At 63.6% G+C, this 16,471-nt stretch carries 28 protein-coding genes, 1 tRNA gene and 1 pseudogene; 21 read left to right on the forward strand and 9 right to left on the reverse strand.

The features are described 5' to 3' along the window. Positions 1 to 200 precede the first annotated feature (200 nt). The 18 genes from KZO24_RS10915 to KZO24_RS11000 all read left to right on the forward strand — a co-directional run bounded on the left by KZO24_RS10915 (position 201) and on the right by KZO24_RS11000 (position 8,665). Complete coding sequence (locus KZO24_RS10915; RefSeq protein ID WP_486486192.1) at positions 201 to 842, forward strand: S24 family peptidase; 642 nt, start codon at positions 201 to 203, stop codon at positions 840 to 842. 182 nt (positions 843 to 1,024) lie between these two features. Then, a complete protein-coding gene (locus KZO24_RS10920; protein ID WP_486486193.1) occupies positions 1,025 to 1,258 on the forward strand; it encodes a hypothetical protein in 234 nt (77 codons plus the stop codon). A 3-nt stretch (positions 1,259 to 1,261) separates the two neighbouring features. Further along, positions 1,262 to 1,438 carry a hypothetical protein gene (locus KZO24_RS10925; protein WP_486486194.1) on the forward strand — a complete coding sequence of 59 codons (177 nt, stop codon included), beginning with the start codon at positions 1,262 to 1,264 and terminating at the stop codon, positions 1,436 to 1,438. A 3-nt stretch (positions 1,439 to 1,441) separates the two neighbouring features. Then, complete coding sequence (locus KZO24_RS10930) at positions 1,442 to 1,723, forward strand: hypothetical protein (protein WP_486486195.1); 282 nt, start codon at positions 1,442 to 1,444, stop codon at positions 1,721 to 1,723. 2 nt (positions 1,724 to 1,725) lie between these two features. Next, positions 1,726 to 1,974: a hypothetical protein gene (locus KZO24_RS10935; protein WP_486486196.1), complete on the forward strand. Its 249-nt coding sequence runs from the start codon at positions 1,726 to 1,728 to the stop codon at positions 1,972 to 1,974. A 2-nt stretch (positions 1,975 to 1,976) separates the two neighbouring features. Next, a complete protein-coding gene (locus KZO24_RS10940; protein ID WP_486486197.1) occupies positions 1,977 to 2,402 on the forward strand; it encodes a hypothetical protein in 426 nt (141 codons plus the stop codon). Continuing rightward, the gene (locus KZO24_RS10945) at positions 2,399 to 3,208 is read left to right on the forward strand and encodes a hypothetical protein (RefSeq protein ID WP_486486198.1); all 810 of its coding nucleotides are present in this window, start codon (positions 2,399 to 2,401) and stop codon (positions 3,206 to 3,208) included. Before KZO24_RS10940 ends, KZO24_RS10945 begins: the two co-directional genes overlap by 4 nt. Positions 3,209 to 3,513: 305 nt before the next feature. Then, complete coding sequence (locus KZO24_RS10950; protein WP_486486199.1) at positions 3,514 to 3,780, forward strand: hypothetical protein; 267 nt, start codon at positions 3,514 to 3,516, stop codon at positions 3,778 to 3,780. An 8-nt stretch (positions 3,781 to 3,788) separates the two neighbouring features. Beyond that, positions 3,789 to 4,601: a hypothetical protein gene (locus KZO24_RS10955; RefSeq protein ID WP_486486200.1), complete on the forward strand. Its 813-nt coding sequence runs from the start codon at positions 3,789 to 3,791 to the stop codon at positions 4,599 to 4,601. 1,110 nt (positions 4,602 to 5,711) lie between these two features. Further along, positions 5,712 to 5,954 carry a hypothetical protein gene (locus tag KZO24_RS10960; RefSeq protein WP_486486201.1) on the forward strand — a complete coding sequence of 81 codons (243 nt, stop codon included), beginning with the start codon at positions 5,712 to 5,714 and terminating at the stop codon, positions 5,952 to 5,954. Further along, positions 5,951 to 6,151: a helix-turn-helix transcriptional regulator gene (locus tag KZO24_RS10965; RefSeq protein ID WP_486486202.1), complete on the forward strand. Its 201-nt coding sequence runs from the start codon at positions 5,951 to 5,953 to the stop codon at positions 6,149 to 6,151. The genes KZO24_RS10960 and KZO24_RS10965 overlap by 4 nt, the downstream gene beginning before the upstream one ends. Before the next feature lie 103 nt (positions 6,152 to 6,254). Then, positions 6,255 to 6,413 carry a helix-turn-helix transcriptional regulator gene (locus KZO24_RS10970; protein WP_486486203.1) on the forward strand — a complete coding sequence of 53 codons (159 nt, stop codon included), beginning with the start codon at positions 6,255 to 6,257 and terminating at the stop codon, positions 6,411 to 6,413. Positions 6,414 to 6,555: 142 nt separating this feature from the next. Beyond that, positions 6,556 to 6,843, forward strand: coding sequence for a hypothetical protein (locus tag KZO24_RS10975; RefSeq protein ID WP_486486204.1), 288 nt, complete (start codon positions 6,556 to 6,558; stop codon positions 6,841 to 6,843). Between the two features lie 3 nt (positions 6,844 to 6,846). Next, positions 6,847 to 7,104 (forward strand): helix-turn-helix transcriptional regulator, encoded by a 258-nt coding sequence (locus KZO24_RS10980; protein ID WP_486486205.1) that lies wholly within the window; start codon positions 6,847 to 6,849, stop codon positions 7,102 to 7,104. Positions 7,105 to 7,644: 540 nt separating this feature from the next. Beyond that, positions 7,645 to 7,761 carry a helix-turn-helix transcriptional regulator gene (locus tag KZO24_RS10985; RefSeq protein ID WP_486487169.1) on the forward strand — a complete coding sequence of 39 codons (117 nt, stop codon included), beginning with the start codon at positions 7,645 to 7,647 and terminating at the stop codon, positions 7,759 to 7,761. After that, a complete protein-coding gene (locus tag KZO24_RS10990; RefSeq protein ID WP_486486206.1) occupies positions 7,737 to 8,117 on the forward strand; it encodes a hypothetical protein in 381 nt (126 codons plus the stop codon). The genes KZO24_RS10985 and KZO24_RS10990 overlap by 25 nt, the downstream gene beginning before the upstream one ends. Beyond that, on the forward strand, positions 8,118 to 8,402 hold the full coding sequence (locus KZO24_RS10995; RefSeq protein WP_486486207.1) for a hypothetical protein: 285 nt from the start codon (positions 8,118 to 8,120) through the stop codon (positions 8,400 to 8,402). It begins immediately after the preceding gene. Further along, on the forward strand, positions 8,402 to 8,665 hold the full coding sequence (locus tag KZO24_RS11000; RefSeq protein WP_486486208.1) for a hypothetical protein: 264 nt from the start codon (positions 8,402 to 8,404) through the stop codon (positions 8,663 to 8,665). Before KZO24_RS10995 ends, KZO24_RS11000 begins: the two co-directional genes overlap by 1 nt. Here KZO24_RS11000 and KZO24_RS11005 read toward each other — a convergent pair. The 4 genes from KZO24_RS11005 to KZO24_RS11020 all read right to left on the reverse strand — a co-directional run bounded on the left by KZO24_RS11005 (position 8,649) and on the right by KZO24_RS11020 (position 10,356). Further along, entirely contained in the window at positions 8,649 to 8,840 is a 192-nt protein-coding gene (locus KZO24_RS11005; protein ID WP_486486209.1) for a hypothetical protein, read from the reverse strand. The genes KZO24_RS11000 and KZO24_RS11005 overlap by 17 nt on opposite strands. Then, positions 8,809 to 9,744 (reverse strand): tyrosine-type recombinase/integrase, encoded by a 936-nt coding sequence (locus KZO24_RS11010; protein ID WP_486486210.1) that lies wholly within the window; start codon positions 9,742 to 9,744, stop codon positions 8,809 to 8,811. The genes KZO24_RS11005 and KZO24_RS11010 overlap by 32 nt, the downstream gene beginning before the upstream one ends. A 14-nt stretch (positions 9,745 to 9,758) precedes the next feature. Further along, a complete protein-coding gene (locus KZO24_RS11015) occupies positions 9,759 to 10,103 on the reverse strand; it encodes an Arm DNA-binding domain-containing protein (protein ID WP_486486211.1) in 345 nt (114 codons plus the stop codon). A 163-nt stretch (positions 10,104 to 10,266) separates the two neighbouring features. Next, a tRNA-Ser gene (locus tag KZO24_RS11020) sits at positions 10,267 to 10,356 on the reverse strand. Between the two features lie 155 nt (positions 10,357 to 10,511). Between KZO24_RS11020 and hspQ the strand changes: the two genes are divergently transcribed. Next, the gene (gene hspQ / locus KZO24_RS11025) at positions 10,512 to 10,892 is read left to right on the forward strand and encodes a heat shock protein HspQ (RefSeq protein ID WP_008832682.1); all 381 of its coding nucleotides are present in this window, start codon (positions 10,512 to 10,514) and stop codon (positions 10,890 to 10,892) included. A gap of 19 nt (positions 10,893 to 10,911) precedes the next feature. On the opposite strand, the gene KZO24_RS11030 is transcribed toward hspQ, so the two are convergent. From KZO24_RS11030 to KZO24_RS11040, 3 genes are all read right to left on the reverse strand, one after another. Next, positions 10,912 to 11,577, reverse strand: a complete 666-nt coding sequence (locus tag KZO24_RS11030; protein ID WP_486487170.1) for an EAL domain-containing protein — start codon at positions 11,575 to 11,577, stop codon at positions 10,912 to 10,914. Then, positions 11,486 to 13,126: a diguanylate cyclase domain-containing protein gene (locus tag KZO24_RS11035; RefSeq protein WP_486486212.1), complete on the reverse strand. Its 1,641-nt coding sequence runs from the start codon at positions 13,124 to 13,126 to the stop codon at positions 11,486 to 11,488. Before KZO24_RS11035 ends, KZO24_RS11030 begins: the two co-directional genes overlap by 92 nt. A 103-nt stretch (positions 13,127 to 13,229) precedes the next feature. Continuing rightward, the gene (locus KZO24_RS11040) at positions 13,230 to 14,132 is read right to left on the reverse strand and encodes an ABC transporter permease (RefSeq protein WP_271181897.1); all 903 of its coding nucleotides are present in this window, start codon (positions 14,130 to 14,132) and stop codon (positions 13,230 to 13,232) included. Between the two features lie 93 nt (positions 14,133 to 14,225). On the opposite strand from KZO24_RS11040, the gene KZO24_RS11045 reads away from it, so the two are divergent. Then, positions 14,226 to 14,924, forward strand: a complete 699-nt coding sequence (locus tag KZO24_RS11045) for a GcrA family cell cycle regulator (protein WP_271181898.1) — start codon at positions 14,226 to 14,228, stop codon at positions 14,922 to 14,924. Between the two features lie 29 nt (positions 14,925 to 14,953). Next, positions 14,954 to 15,618, forward strand: a pseudogene (locus KZO24_RS11050) (peptidylprolyl isomerase). Between the two features lie 16 nt (positions 15,619 to 15,634). On the opposite strand, the gene KZO24_RS11055 reads toward KZO24_RS11050, so the two are convergent. Both KZO24_RS11055 and KZO24_RS11060 read right to left on the reverse strand, forming a co-directional pair. After that, positions 15,635 to 16,192 (reverse strand): SIMPL domain-containing protein, encoded by a 558-nt coding sequence (locus tag KZO24_RS11055; RefSeq protein ID WP_486486213.1) that lies wholly within the window; start codon positions 16,190 to 16,192, stop codon positions 15,635 to 15,637. Positions 16,193 to 16,209: 17 nt separating this feature from the next. Further along, entirely contained in the window at positions 16,210 to 16,395 is a 186-nt protein-coding gene (locus tag KZO24_RS11060) for a hypothetical protein (RefSeq protein ID WP_486486214.1), read from the reverse strand. Between the last annotated feature and the right edge of the window lie 76 nt (positions 16,396 to 16,471).

The raw sequence follows: 16,471 nt of genomic DNA on the forward strand, positions 1-16,471 counted from the left end.
GATTGAGCGCGCTCCGACAGCGCTCTGGGCTTTCACTCGCCGCTGTGGCGAAGGAAGCTGGATTTGCAGGGCCGTCCAGCGTCCAAACGTACTTCCGTGACGATTATGACACCCCGTTACGCGCCGCGCTCGCAACCAAGTTCGCCTCAGCCATGGTCGGACGAGGGACACCCCCGATAGGGGTAAAGGAATTCTTCTCCTTGAGCGATATCGGCGAGTTGCTCGCGACATCGCAGCACTCCGGCCAAGATCAGGGCATGGAGGAATGGAGCGATGTTTATGAAGTATTCCGTCCAGCGCTAAAGCGATCACGGGAGATGAAACGGTCGGAAGGATTAACAAAGTTAGATGCGGTTAATGCGCAATTGGATCGAGCAGAGAGCTCAGTCCCGGTCTATTCAAGCGATCTTCTACCTGGCCTGCCAGTTTCTCTGAGCGACGATACAGAGGGAGATGCAGAGATGTTTTGGGTGCGCCGCAAGCCGGTGAGCTATGCGCCCTATCCGCCTGCGATCCAGAATAATCGCGACCTCTATATGATTTTCGTGTCTGGCAGCGCGATGGCGCCTCGATTCCGCTACGGGGAGCCAATGTTCGTAGACCCGACGCGGCCGCCGGCCATCGGAGAGGATGTCCTGGTCAGAGTTGGGCCTGGCGACGAGACACCCGAAGGATTCCGTTTGGATGAGGAAGGGCCAACAGTTCTCGGGACGCTAATCCGGCGCACCTCATTAGGGGTCGAGATTGAACAATATCAGCCAGCGCGCAAGTTCACGATTTCCTCAGGAATGATCGTAGCGGTACACCGGGTGGTTCCTTGGCGAGAGTGCTTTGGTCAATAATTTACGTTTTGAACGTAATATACGCTTGACGCGTAAAAACATTTTATTCACTTTTAGGGCATCGGAGACGATCGCCCTCGGGCCGCTGACCCTCCGATACGCAGGTAGGGAAACGCGCTCGGCCGCCTAGGGACTTGGGGCCAGCATCCGTTGATCTCCTGCGCAAATCCGCAGGAGGGTTCATGCCTAAGCTTCACATCATCGTGCCGCTCGTCGGCTTCTCCGTCATCGGAGCAGCGTCGCTGCACGCAGCAAACACCTGGGGGCCGGTCGAGCCGGACTACCGGCTCGTTCTGCACTATCGCACCGATGCGCTCGTCATTGACCATGGCCTGACGGCTTCGGAATGCAGCGATGCTCTCCCTTTCGGTGATGAGCTCAAGCACGTCCATTTCGCATGCGAACGGGAGGTCTGAGCCGTGGAGAAGCGTCAACCCGACGTCATCAACGTCCACCGCCATTGGACCGCATGGGTCGGTAGCCGCAGGCATGGCTACAGCGTCGGTGTGGTGCAGCACGCTGAACGCCATCTCGCGTTGCGAGCGGCGCGCGCCAAATGGCCGGAGATGCGCATCACCTTCGTGACGGAGGTCTGAACCATGCCCGCAAAGCCTGTCACCCCTCTGGAATCGCTCTCAGCCTTTCGTCTGAACGACACCTCTCCCTTCTTCGGGGAGCCCCATGAGGTCGCATTCGACCTGCTGGTTGAAGCGCACGCGCTGACCCTGACGCTGACATCCCTCGTCACCGATGCGTCGGACGAAGGTCGAAACACCATCTCGGTGCGGCCGACCCATCTCGCTGGCTCGATCGAGGCGATTGGTTCGCTCATCGCGCTGTCCGCGTGGATTTCCGAGACCTCAGAAACGAGGGGAGCATAACCATGTCGCTCATCAAGCGCTTCATCGCGGCGATCGAGCCCTGGTACGACTGGAGCCGGAAGGAAGTCTCGCGGCTCGACGCCAAGTGCCGCCACTTCACGGACGAAAGCTGGGGCGAGGTCCGCCGCTTCGAAGTCCAGTTCCTCGGCATCCACTTCGCGATCGAGCTGGGCAGAACGCCGCCGAAGGTCTCGGAGGTGGAGGCTGCGGCGCGGCGCGAGCGGTATGACCGCCTGCGCGGGAGGGCCTGAGCATGGCTCCGGAAGTACTCATCTGGGGTCAGGCCCTTGCAAGGTACCGCGCCACCGTCGCGGCGGAGCATGCCTACGATCAGTCCCACTGGTCCCCGGCATACATTGCGTACAGCGAGGCCGCGAGCGCTGCGGAGGCTGCTGGGCACCCCTGCACGGCGCGCATCCCAGCCGACGTCGACGATCACATGGAAGTGCTGGGCAACGTCCGCAGCGATGCCGAGGATGTCTTGCTCGCCACGCCCGCCCCGTCGCTCGCGGAGTTCGCGATCAAGTACCTCATCTGCTTCGACTTCGGTCGGGTTCTTGACGTCATGCACGAACCGCTCGCCGCCGAGGCCCGGCGTCTGCTCGGCGTGTCGATCGAGGCGGATGCCACCGAACTCGCCGGGCGCCTTCTGACTATCGACAAGGGGATCTCGCAGTGAGCCTTCCTTATATCGTGGAGAAGGCGCTCGGCCGCCAACCGGGCGATAGCTACCTTCCCTACCCCGCATTCGATCCTGACCATCCGGACGAAATCTTGCTTGACGCCTTCGAGAACCTCCGGGCCTCGTACAGCTGGCAGGCGCAACAGTGGGAAGCTGGCAATCGTGAATTACCGGCGGCCTTCAGCGAGGCCGTTGCAACCGAGTGCGCCGAAGCCCGTAAGATAATCGCAGGGGAGTGGGCGTTCACACCGGCGGGCATAGCGGCGCGCGTGACGGTCGCGATGGTCGAGCTTAGCGAAGATACCCTTGTCGAGGGCATTGCCATGACGAACGGGCTGGCGAAGGTCTACGCGGCTCGCAAAGACTTCAAGGATCTCCGCATCCAGCAGCTTGCTGAGGCTGCTTACGAGCTGATCAATTTCGACTGGCGACAGACGGTCGAGGAGTATCGACGCGCCGCCTCGGATTACAAGATGGCGCGGGCTTTGACGCAGGCGGCGGAGACGCTCGAAGCGTCCGGTGCTGGCGCTGAGCAGGTCGCAGCGATCAAGGCTCTCGTCGCCTCCAACGAGGCGCGGGCCGGCCATCAGAAGCAGCTTCGTGCGCTGATGATGACGGTGACGCCTGACGCCGAAGACCTGCAAACAAAAACCCAGATCCTTTGCGATGAGGGTGTCGGCAACGAGGCGCTGCCTTGGCTGGCGCGCGATCTGGCGTTCATCACTGGCTGGATCGACGGGACGAGCAAGCGAGCGGAGCCGTTCGACTTCTCAGCCGCTGTCGCCGAGCCCGAGGCGGCATGATGGCCGCGCCAATGAGTTATCCCGCCGTCCCCCTGGGCGGGAGTGTCGGCGACGGCGGGGTTTATTACCCCCGGCCCCGCCGTCGCTGGCCGATAAATGGTGGCAAGACTGGGGCAGCGTCGGCGGCTTCCTGACCATCGACATGGACGGTCGCCTTAACCCGTGGTTCGCCCCGGAGCACGGCTGCTCCGACGAGGCGCGGGCCGACCAGCTCATTACCGAATTGTGCGGCACGCCCGGCCTTCCAGCCGCCGTGCGCATCTTGATCTCGGAGCTGGTCCGCTCCGGCAAACGAAGGGTTTCCCATGGTGAATAAGAAGCAAACCCGCCTGTTCCTCTCGGAACTTCGGGGCGGATCAGATCTCGAGACGGCTGCCTGCGTAGCTGACATCTCAATGCCGGAAGCTGAGCGCTTGGCGGCAACTGAACGGCGCGGCGGATTTCGGCACGAGATCGTGGAAGCGCCCGCGATCGTCGTTCGCGGGAATGCGCTGTCGATCGCGCTGGGCGGCGGGTTCTCTCGCGTCGATGTCGAGTGTGATCTGTCCGCCGATCGGTCTGCAAAGGACTGAGCAGCGCCGTGGCACTCCTCGAGAAATATCGCGCGAAACCGCACGGCATCAATGACGATGGCATACGAGAGATTGCCAGGCGCATCCGCGCTGGCGAGAACGTTCGTCAGGTGGCGGACGCGATCGGCTGGTCGCCCTCATCTACGAGGAGGCAGGTTAATCGCCTCCGATCGATCCTTGGAATTCCGTCCCCAGCCGATGTGCGTGAAGAACGCTACGATGCGTTCGCCGCGCTGATGGACGAGGGCGTGTCCGGGCGTGAGATCGGACGGCGGCTGGGTATGACCGAAAATCAGGTCCGTCACATGCGGGAACGCCTCGGGCTGACGTTGTGGCGCACAAGAGTTACCAGCGAGGCCGAACGCGCAGAGATTGCCCGGCGCTACGCGGCTGGCGAGCGGCTTTCGGAAATCGCCCGCTCAATGAGCCTCTGCATCAGCACTGTTCGAGAGTGCGCCAAGCGATCAGGCGCGGCTCCCGAAAAGAGCCAGTCCTGCGGATGCGGCCGGGAGTGGAATCATCGCGGCGCATGCGGTATTTCGCAGTCGAAGCTGGAGATATGCGAGCGACGCCTTCGAGACGGCGTTCCTATCCGCGAGATCGCGTCGGAAGTCGGATACTCCAAAGGAGGACTGATGCTTGCCATCAAGCCTCTTATAGCGGCGCTCCGCGAGGCAGAACGTACAGTGCCGGTGCGGAAAGATAGTCATCCACGTCGGCGCATGCCGGAACGGCCAACGGATACAGCCCTCTGCCTCGGAGGTCGAAGCCATCGAGCGGTCGTTGCAGGCTGGCATGTCGCGGCTGGCAATCGCCTCTGAGACCGGATACGATTTCGGAGTCATATCGCGCGTCTGCCAGCCGATACTCGACAAGTGGGCCGCTGAAGGAAGAATCTGCCCCTGCGGCCAGCCGATCAACCATCGAGGCCGCTGCGGCGGCTGGACTAACCCAGCCGCTCGAGGTTTGCAGCGCAGGGCGCATATTGTGTTCTGCGCTACGTCGAAGAGGCTGACCGGAAAGCAGCGCAGGAGCATTCGGCGGATGGCCGAGCGAGGCCGATCAGACGCCCACATCGCATCTGTGCTCGACCTTTCGCGGCACTTCGTTTCCAGCGTAGTCGCCGACCTCGTGGCGAGCGGCATCTCATTCAGGCCGTGCCGGTGCGGTAAAGAGCGCAACCATCTTGGAATGTGCCGACAGCCGACGCCACAGCGCCCAGCGAGACCAGCCGCTGCCCCGCTGCACAATGTCCCTAAGGCAACGAGACTGAGTATCTACGGCATGATGAAGGCCGGAACGTCCGCCGAGAAAATGGCGCGGCGGACCGGGATTAGCATCGACCGGATCCGCGCGCACATCCGCAAGCGCATATCTGATCGAAAGCACCCCCTGCCGCCATGCGCATGCGGCCGGGAGGCCTACCATGCCGGGGGTTGCTCGAAAACGACACCTGGCGCGCTCTCAGCAAGAGAAATCCGGAAAGTCGAGGAAATGGTCATGAACGGCAGGACGATCGGCGAGATTGCCGATGATCTTCGCATCACGTTCCGGGTTGCATCAAAGCATGCCATGCCCCACCGCGAGCGGCAGGCCGCCGCAGGGATCACCTGCGCATGCGGGAGGCCTGTAGGCCACAGGGGTGTTTGCTCAGCCAATTGGGAGGCATCGGGTCGCGCGCGCGGCAAGGTGCCAATCCCGAAAGCGCTGACACGACGTGTCCGCACGGCGCTTCTCAGAGGTGACAGCCCCAAGGATGCCGCAGCGGGAACTGGCGCTACGCGCAATCAGGTGCTGCGAGTTCGAGCCGAGCTCGATTGCGCTGATCGCGCTGCACGGTCCGCGGTAATCCGTCGGCGCGCGCTTTACCAGACCAGCGAACAGGAATGCATGAGGTTGCTGGAAAAGGTGCGGAAGGCCGTCCCCCTTGGGTGGACAAAGCCAGCCGCAAAGAGATCGAGAACGATCTGTATGTGGCGGTCGCCGAAGGGCGCATCGAGGAAGACCAGCTTCAAAAGGCTGCGAAATCGATCGCCATCGGCAACACGAGGCACGGCCGGAGCTTGGATGCCCCGCTCGGCACCGAAGGTGATTTCTCCCTTCACGATCTCGTCAGTGACATGACCACCGCTGCCCAGATCGAAGCAATGACTATCGGCGGAGACCACGCATGAAAACCGACACGAACCAGAGCCGCCTGATCCAGTTGCCGGAGGTTGTGGCCCTGACGGGCATCTCCAAGTCGATGATATATCGCCTGATCCGGCAGGAGCGCTTCCCGCGCCAGTTCAAGCCGGGCGGCTATGCCAGCCGCTGGAGCGAGGCGGAGGTGCTTGCCTGGGTAGAGCAGCAGCGCGGGGAAGCTGCCTGATTGGCGAGGCCCTGCCGCTCGTGTAGGATCGGCTGCGAGCATGGCTGCGTTCTCTGTATCAGGCGGAAGTTGCCGGTGGACGCGCAACAGGAGCATAGATTGGATGGCCGTCGATCGACGCCGCGACAACTTGCTCCGGTTCGCCGACGTTCGCCGCCGCACTGGTCTGTCGCGCACCACGATTTACAAACGGATGCAGGCCGGTACGTTCCCGGCATCGCTTCGGATTAGCGTCGGCCTCATAGCTTGGTACAGAATCTGACATCGACGCTTGGATAGCGGACCCCATGGGATGGAGATCCGCGCCGTGACGAATGCGATGAGACCGTGAGATCGGGCCCGTCGATGACCCTTGCGCAATGATGGTCCGAGTATGAAGATCGTGCAGACGGAGGCGCCAGACAATGACCGCCCATCAAATTGCAACGAAGTTCCGCCGAGCCCTTCGCAACGGTACTGGCGCTACCTTCACGTTCGACCAGTTGAGAGAATTCGCCAGCTATGGGTTCCTGGAGCAAATCTCCAAACTTGAGGCCGACGAGCTGTGCTCGGCAGCGAACCGCCATCTCTCGGAGATTCTGCCATCTGCCGCCGAACAAAATGGGCGGCCTGTCTCTGCCGCCGATAGACCTCGTAAAATGACCCCGGAAGAGGGCCGGAGGTTCGTCGCGGAGCTGTCTCGGGACCTCTAGTAGATGACAGCTCTACCTGCACGCCTGCTCACCAAAGAGAATATCTGCGCCTACTTGGGCGACATCAGCCCGGCGACATACGATAAATGGCAAGCGAAAGGCATCGTGCCCGGTCCCGTCCGCGGCACAAACCGATATGATATCAAGGCGCACGATGCCGCACTTGATCGGCTGGCGGGGATCGATAGGACACCTTCGCCTACCATCTCTCAGGACCCGCTTGAGAGCTTTCTTGGCATCCGGATTGGGGAGATCGATTGACCTGCCGGATCGTGTTGTGCCGCCGTTCGGCGGTTGATGCCCACCCGAAAGCCGCGCCAAGTCGGCATTAACAGATTCGGCGGCCTCGGAGAGAAGATTTGGTAATCGACCTCTCGGAAGGCGCACACCGAACGCAACGTCGTTGCAGGATTATGAAGTAAAAACAACCTTTTAGATGAAAGTCCGATTGTGTCCCAACGGGTATCATGTTGTGTCCCAACGGGTTCACACACCATTACCGTGGTATTACAACTATATAGGTGGGACTTATTGGGACACGCATTTTAGCAAGATCCCCTAAAACTTGCATTTAGTTCGATTTTGCAATATCCAACTCGCACTTTACGCAAGCCCACCAGCCTCCCTGCTAGGAGGTCGGTTTTGAAACATTCGGCACAACTTCAATTCGGCTTTGGTGATGCCGAGGTGCTCGGTCGCTCAGTAAGTAAGCCATCGGCATCAAAAGCGGGCCAAGAGCCAAAGTCTGATCGCTTGCTCCGTATGAGCGAAGTGACTGCGATCACAGGCCTCAGCCGGCGAATGATTTACCGTCTCATCAGCCAACAGCGTTTTCCCCAGCAGTACAAGCCAGGAGGCTGGTCTAGTCGCTGGAGTGAGTGTGAGATCATGGCTTGGCGCAGATCGCAGCGCGCATAGGGATTACCTGTGAAAGACCAACCCTAGGAGATGAGCGTGCACGATATCGCACTGGCAGAAGCCCAAGTGATCTGGGGAAACAACGATATCGGCGAAGCCCTCCGGTCAAGGTGGTGGGCGGTGTCGCGAAGGACGACAACAATTATCCGTCCTCATGGGGCGCCTGCAATCAGGACTTTGCCGAGGCCGATGATGCGACGAAGTTGAGCATGCTCCTCACCCAGAGCATCTACCTCACGCTGATCAGATCGATCGATCCGACCTTCGTCCACGATGCTTTCATGGTCATCCCCGAGTACCGCGCCGCGCTGCGCTCCCAAGGTGTAATTCCGCCTGGCGACGACGAGGATTATTGAATGGCGCCCCTCGAACGCGCTGCACGCGCCCTCTGTTCGATCGATGGTCAGGATCCGGACCAGCCAGCAATGGCGAGGGCATTCCAGACGAGCGTCCGAAGCGAAATTCGCCGACCCGGCGAAGGCCCTTTCGCTTGGCAGGGTTACCTTCATAAGGCGCGCGCGGTCTTGCAGGCCATCCGGGAGCCGAGCGAAGCTATGGATCGCGCGGCGGCCGAATGCGAAAGCAGCATCGTGGCCGACGTCTATCGCGCCATGATCGACGCAGCTTTGGAGGAAGGGTGATGGCGATCCACTGGCGCGATCTCGGCGACATGCCCGATGACCGCAAGGACGGGCGCACGCTCCTATTCTGCCGGAAGAACACGCTGGGCACCGATTACGGCGGTGACGGCGAGAAGCTAAACCCCGAAATGCCCTACCTTTACGACCTCGCCTGCTGGGAGCGCGGGAAGTGGATCACCGACATGGACGACGGTACGGGCGGCGCGGCGACAATGGAGCCTTACGAGCCTGACTGGTGGGCGGACGTCAACCCGCCCGCCTGATCCGTTCCGGCCCATTATGCGCATACCGGATCGGCTGCCCCAGATGGATCTCGGGCTCCCAGAAATCCGCCGTCAGCAGATCGGCCCATTCCTGCGCCAGTTCGCGCCGTCGCTCCAGATAGCCCGCGCGGTTATATGCTCCCTCAACCTTGTTGTCCTGCACATGGGCAAGCATCAGGTCGATGATCGCGCGGTCCGGTGACGCGCCCCCGTGGCCGCCCGCGCGCCACTCTCGGTCCGCGCGTTCGTTCATGATCGTCGAGAAGGCGGCACGGAAACCGTGAGGCACATGGCGCCCGCCGTACCCGCCGCGAGATCAGCAACGCCCGCAATGTGTTCTCGGACATCGGCTTGAAAGGGTTGCGCTCGCTGGGGAAGATCAGAGGAAAATGACCCGTGACCTGCCGCGCTGCCTCCAGCACCTCCAGCACCTGCCGTGAGAGCGGCACGATATGATCGCCGTCCTCCTCGGACTTGCGATCCTCATCACCCTTCATGCGGGCGGCCGGGATGACCCAGCGAGGGTCTTTTCCGTCGAGGTCGTGCAACTCATCCCAGCGCGCGCCGTGGACCTCGTTCGGGCGGACGGCAGTCAGGGCGATGAAGCGCAGCGCAAACTTCGTGGAGGCCCGGCAGCGCTCGGCCTCGCAATCGACCAGCATCTGGCGCACCGCCGCGATCTGATCCTCCAGCGCACGCTTGCCGTCGACGATGGACGGCTGCTTGCGCGCCTTGGGCCGGTCCTTCAGGTTCGCGCGTAGGCCAGCCGCCGGGTTCGTCTCGCATAGCCCGCCGCCAATGCCGTAGGCGAATACGCCCTCGCAGCGCTGGCGCAGCCGCTGGGCCGTCTCAATCGCGCCGCGCTTCTCGACCTTCTGCAGAACCTGCAGCAGCTTCGGCGCCTTGATCGAGGTGATCGGCAGGTTACCGATCTCCGGATAGATATCCCGCTCCATGCTCTGCAGCACGTCGGCGCTATGGACGGGAGACCACGGCGCACGGTGCGCGGTCCAGTGGCGAGAGGTCCGGTGCGACCACTTCCCCTCCCGCTCGTCACGATAGGCGTTCAGCTTCTCCAACGACCAGCCGCTGTTCAACTCGAACCAGCGATCGGCGACGAGTCGAAGGTGTTCTCGGCTTCAAGCGTCTTGGCCTTGGCGGCAACCAACTTCTCGACGGCGGGATCGCGGCCTTCAGCCAGCATGCCCTTCGCCTCATCGCGCTTGGCGCGAGCCTGAACCAGCGTCATCACTGGGTAGGTGCCGAAGGTAAGCGTCTTCTGGTTGGGCTTGCCGACGGCGTTCCGGCCAAAGGTGTAATTCATTCGCCAGGACCGCACGCCCGTCGTGCTCACATTGAGATAGAGCGAACCAGCATCCGCAATCTTGTAGGCTTTGTCCCTAGCCTTGGCCGCCTTCACCTTCGCGTCGTTCAGCATGATTCCCGATACCATGGATCGACAGGCCCGATACCATGTCGAATGCCATGGTATTGAGTGCACGCCTATGCACAACCCGACACCATGACTGGCACGATGGAGCACAAAAACGGCGGATTTTCAAGGGTTCTGACACGTCCATGCACTGCTGTGCATGGTCAAGTGGCGGAGAGGGTGGGATTCGAACCCACGGTACGGTTTCCCGTACACTGCATTTCGAGTGCAGCGCATTCGACCACTCTGCCACCTCTCCGCTAGAAGATTTAGGCGGTGAAACCAAGTTCCACCGGGTCGGGAAGCGCGCCGTTAGCGGACCTGATCGCGCTTGCCAAGCCCTCATTTCAAATTTTCGGGAACAGCCCCGCATGCTCGCTTGTTTGAAATGCGCATGAAACCTATATCTCGGCCATGAACAGAGCGTCATTCTTCTCGCCCCAGGCCGGGCGTGTCATCGACGCACCGCTGCGGACGCGGGCACGATTCGCCATCGGCGATGTCGTGCGCCACAGACTCCACGACTTTCGCGGCGTCGTCTTCGACATCGACCCCGTCTTCGCCAACAGCGAGGAATGGTACCAGGCAATCCCTGCCGAAGTGCGCCCCAAGCGCGACCAGCCCTTCTACCACCTCCTCGCAGAGAGTGACGATTCCAGCTACGTCGCCTACGTCAGCCAGCAGAACCTGACCGGGGACGCCGATGGCGGGCCGGTCGATCATCCCTCGCTGTCGCAGATGTTCGACGATTACGACAACGGCCGCTACCAGCTGCGCCCCGGCCTGGCGCACTGATTTCTCCCGTCGATACGGCTCAGAGCGCTGCGGAGGACCGGTCGCCCTCGCCCGCCCGCTTCGTCAGCAGCCGGGCGATCGCCGAGGCGGGGACAGGCCGCGAGAACAGGTAGCCCTGCACTTCGTGGCAGCCGACCCGCTCCAGGAACTCGAGCTGTTCGGGGGTTTCCACGCCCTCCGCGGTAAGGCGCAGGCCGTTGGCGCGCGCCAGACCGACGATCGCTTCCACCAATGCCGCCCCGGGCACCGTATCGACTGCATTGACGAACGAACGGTCGATCTTGATCCGGTCCACCGCGATGTCACGGATATGGCTGAGCGAGGAGTAGCCGGTCCCGAAATCATCCAGCGCGCAGTGCACGCCAAGCCCGCGCAGGTCCGCAAGCGAGCGGGCGACTTCGCCGGAAGCCGCCATGAGCGCCGTCTCCGTCAGTTCCAGTTCCAGCCGCTCGGCGGTCACGCCGCCCTGCCCTAGCACCTCGCGCACGATCTCGACGAACTTGCGGCTGCGCAGCTGGATCGGCGAGACGTTGACGGCAACGCGCAGACCCGGCCAGGCGCGCGCATCCTGCACGGCGCGGCGCAGCACCCATTCACCCAGCACCGTGATGAGACCGCTCTCCTCGGCCGAGCGGATGAAAGCGCCTGGGGCGACGAGGCCCTGCTCGGGATGCTGCCAGCGCAGCGAGCGCCTCCACGCCGACCATGCGGCGGTCTTCCAGCGACCAGATGGGCTGGTAGTGCAGTTCCAGTTGACGGTCGCAGTCCGCCAGCGCCAGTCGCAGCTCCCGGTAGGTCTCCTCGCGCGAGCGGACGTCGTGGTCCATGTCCTGCGTGAAGAAGACGTAGCGGCTGCGGCCGTCGGTCTTCGCCTTGTAGAGAGCGATGTCGGCCTTGCGGGTCAGTTCGGTACGGTCGAGGCCATCCACCGGGGAGACCGCCACGCCGATGCTGGCGCCGATGAACGCCTGCGAGCCGGCCAGGTCGAAGGGGCGCTCCAGTTCCGCGACGATGCGTGCGCAGATGCCTTCGATCGAGGCCCGCCCCTCCGGCTCGCCGATGAGAATGGCGAATTCGTCGCCGCCCAGCCTGGCGACGATGTCGTAGCCGCGCACTTCGGCGACCAGCCGCCGCGCCACCTGCCGGATCAGCGCATCGCCCGCCGGATGGCCCAGCGTGTCGTTGACCTGCTTGAAACGATCGAGGTCGATGTAGAGCAATGCCAGCAGCGTGCGGTGGCGGCGCGAGCGGGCAAGCGCCTCGTCGAGCCGCTGCTCGAACATCGCCCGGTTGCCGAGCCCCGTCAGGTCGTCGTGCATGGCGCGGTGCTGCGCGTGAAGGCGGCTTTCCTCGAGGTCGTGCGTCCGGCGGGCCAGACGGCTCGCCAGCATAAAGAGGACTACGGTGATCAGCAGCAGGACGATCGCCAGCGCCGGAGCCAGTGCCGCGATGACCTGGCTGCCGGGCGCGAAAGGTTGCCACACGAGGTAGCCCACGACGCGCGAGGCGCGGTCGTGGAGCGCTACCGAGCGCTGCCCGTTATTAGCGGGCGGTGCGAGGGCGAAATGCGCTCCCGCAAGGCCGTACTGCTCGGCCACGCCGCCGAAGAACTGGTTGTCGAGATAGACCACTGCGACATGCAGGGCTTCCGCTCCCGGCTTTTGCCGGAGCGTTCCGCTGTCGGTGACGATCGGCTTGATGCTGATGATCGCCGGGCGCCCGCGGACGATGGCGATGTCGGCTTGTCCGGGCGAGAGCATCGCCACGTCGGCTTCCGTGCGCTTACGGATGGTGGGCGCGCGGCGCAGGCCTGACAGCAGCGGCCGCGTCGCGTCTTCCACCGCGATGTAGCTTTCCGGACGCGCGCGCTTGCCTGCCCGCATCGCGTAGATCGGCGCGCCCTGCGGGTCGAGCAGATAGACCTCGTCGATCCCGGCATAGTCCTCGAACCAGACGCCGAGGTTCAGGTCGAGCCAGCGCTCGTCCAGCGGGCGCTTGCGCGCCTCACGGACGGCCTCGTCCCATACGGTCGAGGACTCCTGCGCATGGGCGACGCGCTCCATGCTCTGCGCCAGCACCAGCGAGACGATGGCGTGATCGCGGTTGCGGGCGATGCGATCGACTTCGTGACCCGACCATTCCAGCAGGCCGAGCATGAGGGCGAGCAGGCACAACGCCGCCGCCACGATCGGAGCCGTAAACCGACCGACCATCCGCTTGCGATTTTCGCCCAAGGCCAATCGTGATGTCACACACGACTGCCTGCACCAGAGCGAATAACTTTTCCTTAACGAAAGCCTGTCGTCCGATGTGAATATTTACGGATAACGGGCCTTTTCAGCCCTTAAGCTTCCAACCTGACCGCAGGACGAAGAACAGCACCGTCGCCAGCGCCGCATCCAGCACACCGACGCCCAGTGCACTGTGCAGCACGGCCATGTTGGTGTCGCCGATGTCGCTCTGACCAAGGAAGCCGAAGCGGAAGCCCGAGATCACGTAGAAGAACGGATTCACGCGGCTGATCGCCTGGAAAGCGGGCGCCAGGTTGTCGATCACGTAGAAGGTGCCCGACAGCAGCGAGAGCGGCGCGATGACGAAGTTGGTGACGGCCGCGTTATGGTCGAACTTCTCTGCCCACACCGAGGAGAGCAGGCCCAACAGCGCCAGGAAGGCCGATCCCGCAAGGCCGAACCATACGACCGCCCACGGATGCGCCATCGACAGGCTCACGCCCGGCCACAGCAGCATCGCCAGCGTCAGGGCGAGGCCCACCAGCACCGCGCGGGTGACGGCCGCGCCGATCATGGCGACCATCAACTCCGCCTCGGTCAGCGGCGGCATGAGGTAATCGACGATCGTGCCCTGCACCTTGCCCGCCAGGAACGAGAAGCTGGAATTGGCGAAGGCGTTCTGCATCATGCCCATGACGATCAGCCCCGGCGCCACGAAGGTCGCGAAGTTGACGCCCAGCACCTGACGGTCGCCGCGCCCCAATGCCACGGTGAATATCACCAGGAACAGCATGGTGGTGATCGCGGGCGCCCAGATCGTCTGGGTCTGGACCTTGAAGAAGCGCCTGACCTCCTTCATATAGAGCGTCTTGAGCCCCTCCCAGTTCACCTGGTGGATCAGGGGTTCTCCCTTTGCCGGAAAACGGCGAGTCGCGTTGCCGTTGGTGCCGTCGGGGTTCAGGATCCCGGAGGTGCCGGGCAGCTCAGTCGAATGGGGTTGATCGGCCATGCACCGGCGACTATCGGCTGATGCCTTCCGAGGCAAGCGGCGCCTGGAAATCAGGGGCGATTCTCTCGTCCCGCATGAAGTGATGGAACTGGAATGAGCTGGACTGACGAGCGGATCGAGAAGCTGACCAAGATGTGGGAGGGCGGTTCCACCGCCAGCCAGATCGCGGACGAACTCGGCGGCGTCAGCCGCAATGCGGTGATCGGCAAGGCGCATCGCCTCGGCCTCAAGGCGCGCCCTTCCCCGGTGAAGGCGAACGAGAAGCCCGCGCGCCCCGCGCCCGCTCCGAAGAAGCCCAAGCCCGAAGTCACCGCCGCGCCCGAACCGGCTCCCGCCCCCGCGCCGCGAGTCGAAGCACCGGTCGCCCGCGCCGCCGCCCCCGCGCCGCAGCCGCCCGTGCAGCGTGCAGAGCCCTCGTCGGCGCCCGCTGTCGATGCTCCGGCCGCGCCGCCGCAGCCGCGCATCGTCTCGGTCGGTCCCGGCGGCTTCCTGCGCCAGGGGCCCGGTGATCAGCAGCAGCCGATCCCGCCCGCGCCCCCGCGCCGTCTCGTACCCGCGAAGCCGAGCCCGGAAATCGCCGGCAAGACCAGCCTGCTCGACCTCAGCGACCGCATTTGCCGCTGGCCGATGGGCCACCCCGGTGAGCCGGACTTCCACTTTTGCGGCGACAAGGTGAACCCCGGGTTCCCCTACTGCGTCGAGCATTGCGGCCGCGCCTATCAGGCCCAGCTGCCGCGCGGTGCGCGCCGTGCGCCCCCGCCGCTGCCGTTCGGTGGCCCCCGTGTTCGCTGATCGGGTCCGCTGATCGGATGGGTTCGGGGATGAAGCTCCGGGCGGCGCTCGCTCTTCTCGCGGCGCCGCTGGCGCTGTCCCCGGCCCTCGCGCAGGACGCCGTGCCGGTTGCACCGGCTGCGGCACCTGCTCCAGTCCCGGCCGAGTACGTCTACGTCGCGCTGACGGTGCCGCAGGGTGTCATCACCCTCGCGCTCGACAAGACCCATGCGCCGCTGACGACCGCCAACTTCCTCAAATACGTCGATACGAAGAAGATGGATGGCGCCGTGTTCTACCGCGCCATGCATCTCGATCACGACCCTGAACAGGGCCTGCTGCAAGGCGGCGTGCGCAACGGCGCCAACCTGCTGCCCCCGGTCGCGCACGAGCCCAATAGCAAGACCGGGATCAAGCATGTCGCCGGCGCCATCTCGATGGCTCGCTTCGCGCCGGGCTCGGCCCAGGCCGACTTCCTGATCCTGCTCTCCGACATGCCCTCGCTCGACGCCGACCCCGGCAATGACGGCAAGGACCCCGGCGCGGGCTTCGCCGCCTTCGGCCATGTCGCGGCGGGTATGGACGTAGTGAAGGCGCTCTGGAACCTCCCCGCTCCGCCACCAAGGGCGAAGGCGTGATGAAAGGGCAGATCCTTGCGCAGGACGTGAAGATCATCACCGCCCGCCGGACCAAGGCTCCACCCGCAGGCAATTGACCCTTCCGGTCGCCCTTCAGTTTCCGATCGAATAGGCGACCATCAGGCGCACCGTGGTCTCGATCGGCCGGGGCGCCAGTTCGACCTGCACGGGCGGCGGTGGCGGAGCGGGCGGCGGCGGCGCAGATGCGCGGGAACCTGCTGCCTGCACGATTTCCGGCTCCATCGCGATTTCACGATAGTCCAGATCCTGCACGCGCAGGATTGGCCCCAAACGGGTGCCGGAACCTTCGGCTATGAGCTTTGCCTTGCCTTGTGCGTTCGCCAGAGCGGCCTGCATCGCCTGATCGCGGGCAGCGGCGTCGTCGCGCAGCCAGAAGCGCTGCAGCGAGGCATCTAGGCCGCCCATGTGGCCGATCAGGCTCACCAGCGTGCCCGCATCCTTCGGCCGCGAGGTATCGACCGACACCGGCAACGTCGCGATGTAGCCGATGATCGCGCAGGCCCCGGTCGAGAGCCGCTGTTGCCCATAGGGGCTGGCATCGCACTCCTTGGAGCGCACTTGTGCGAGCGAGAAATTGGATGAACGGAAATCCGCCGCCTTGGGCAGCAGGCCATTGATCGCCGCGCTCATCGCCGCAGCCTGATCCTTCAGCTTGGTGGCCGCCTCATCGGAGGTCGTACCCTCCCCCGCAGCGTGAAGTTGATCGTCGCCATGTCGGGCGCCGTCTTCGCTGTGCCGCTGGCCGAGACGAGGATCTGCGGCGCCTGCTGTGCTTGCGCCATGGCCACGGAACCCGGTGCGGCTGCCAGTATCGCTAGTGCAAGAACCCGCATTCCCCGTCTCCGTGCAAAATTCGATAGCCTGTTCATCAGCTTATCGAATGGTCCGGTGCTCGCAAGCAGCTTTCGT

This window comes from Novosphingobium sp. NFX11, assembly GCF_057376415.1.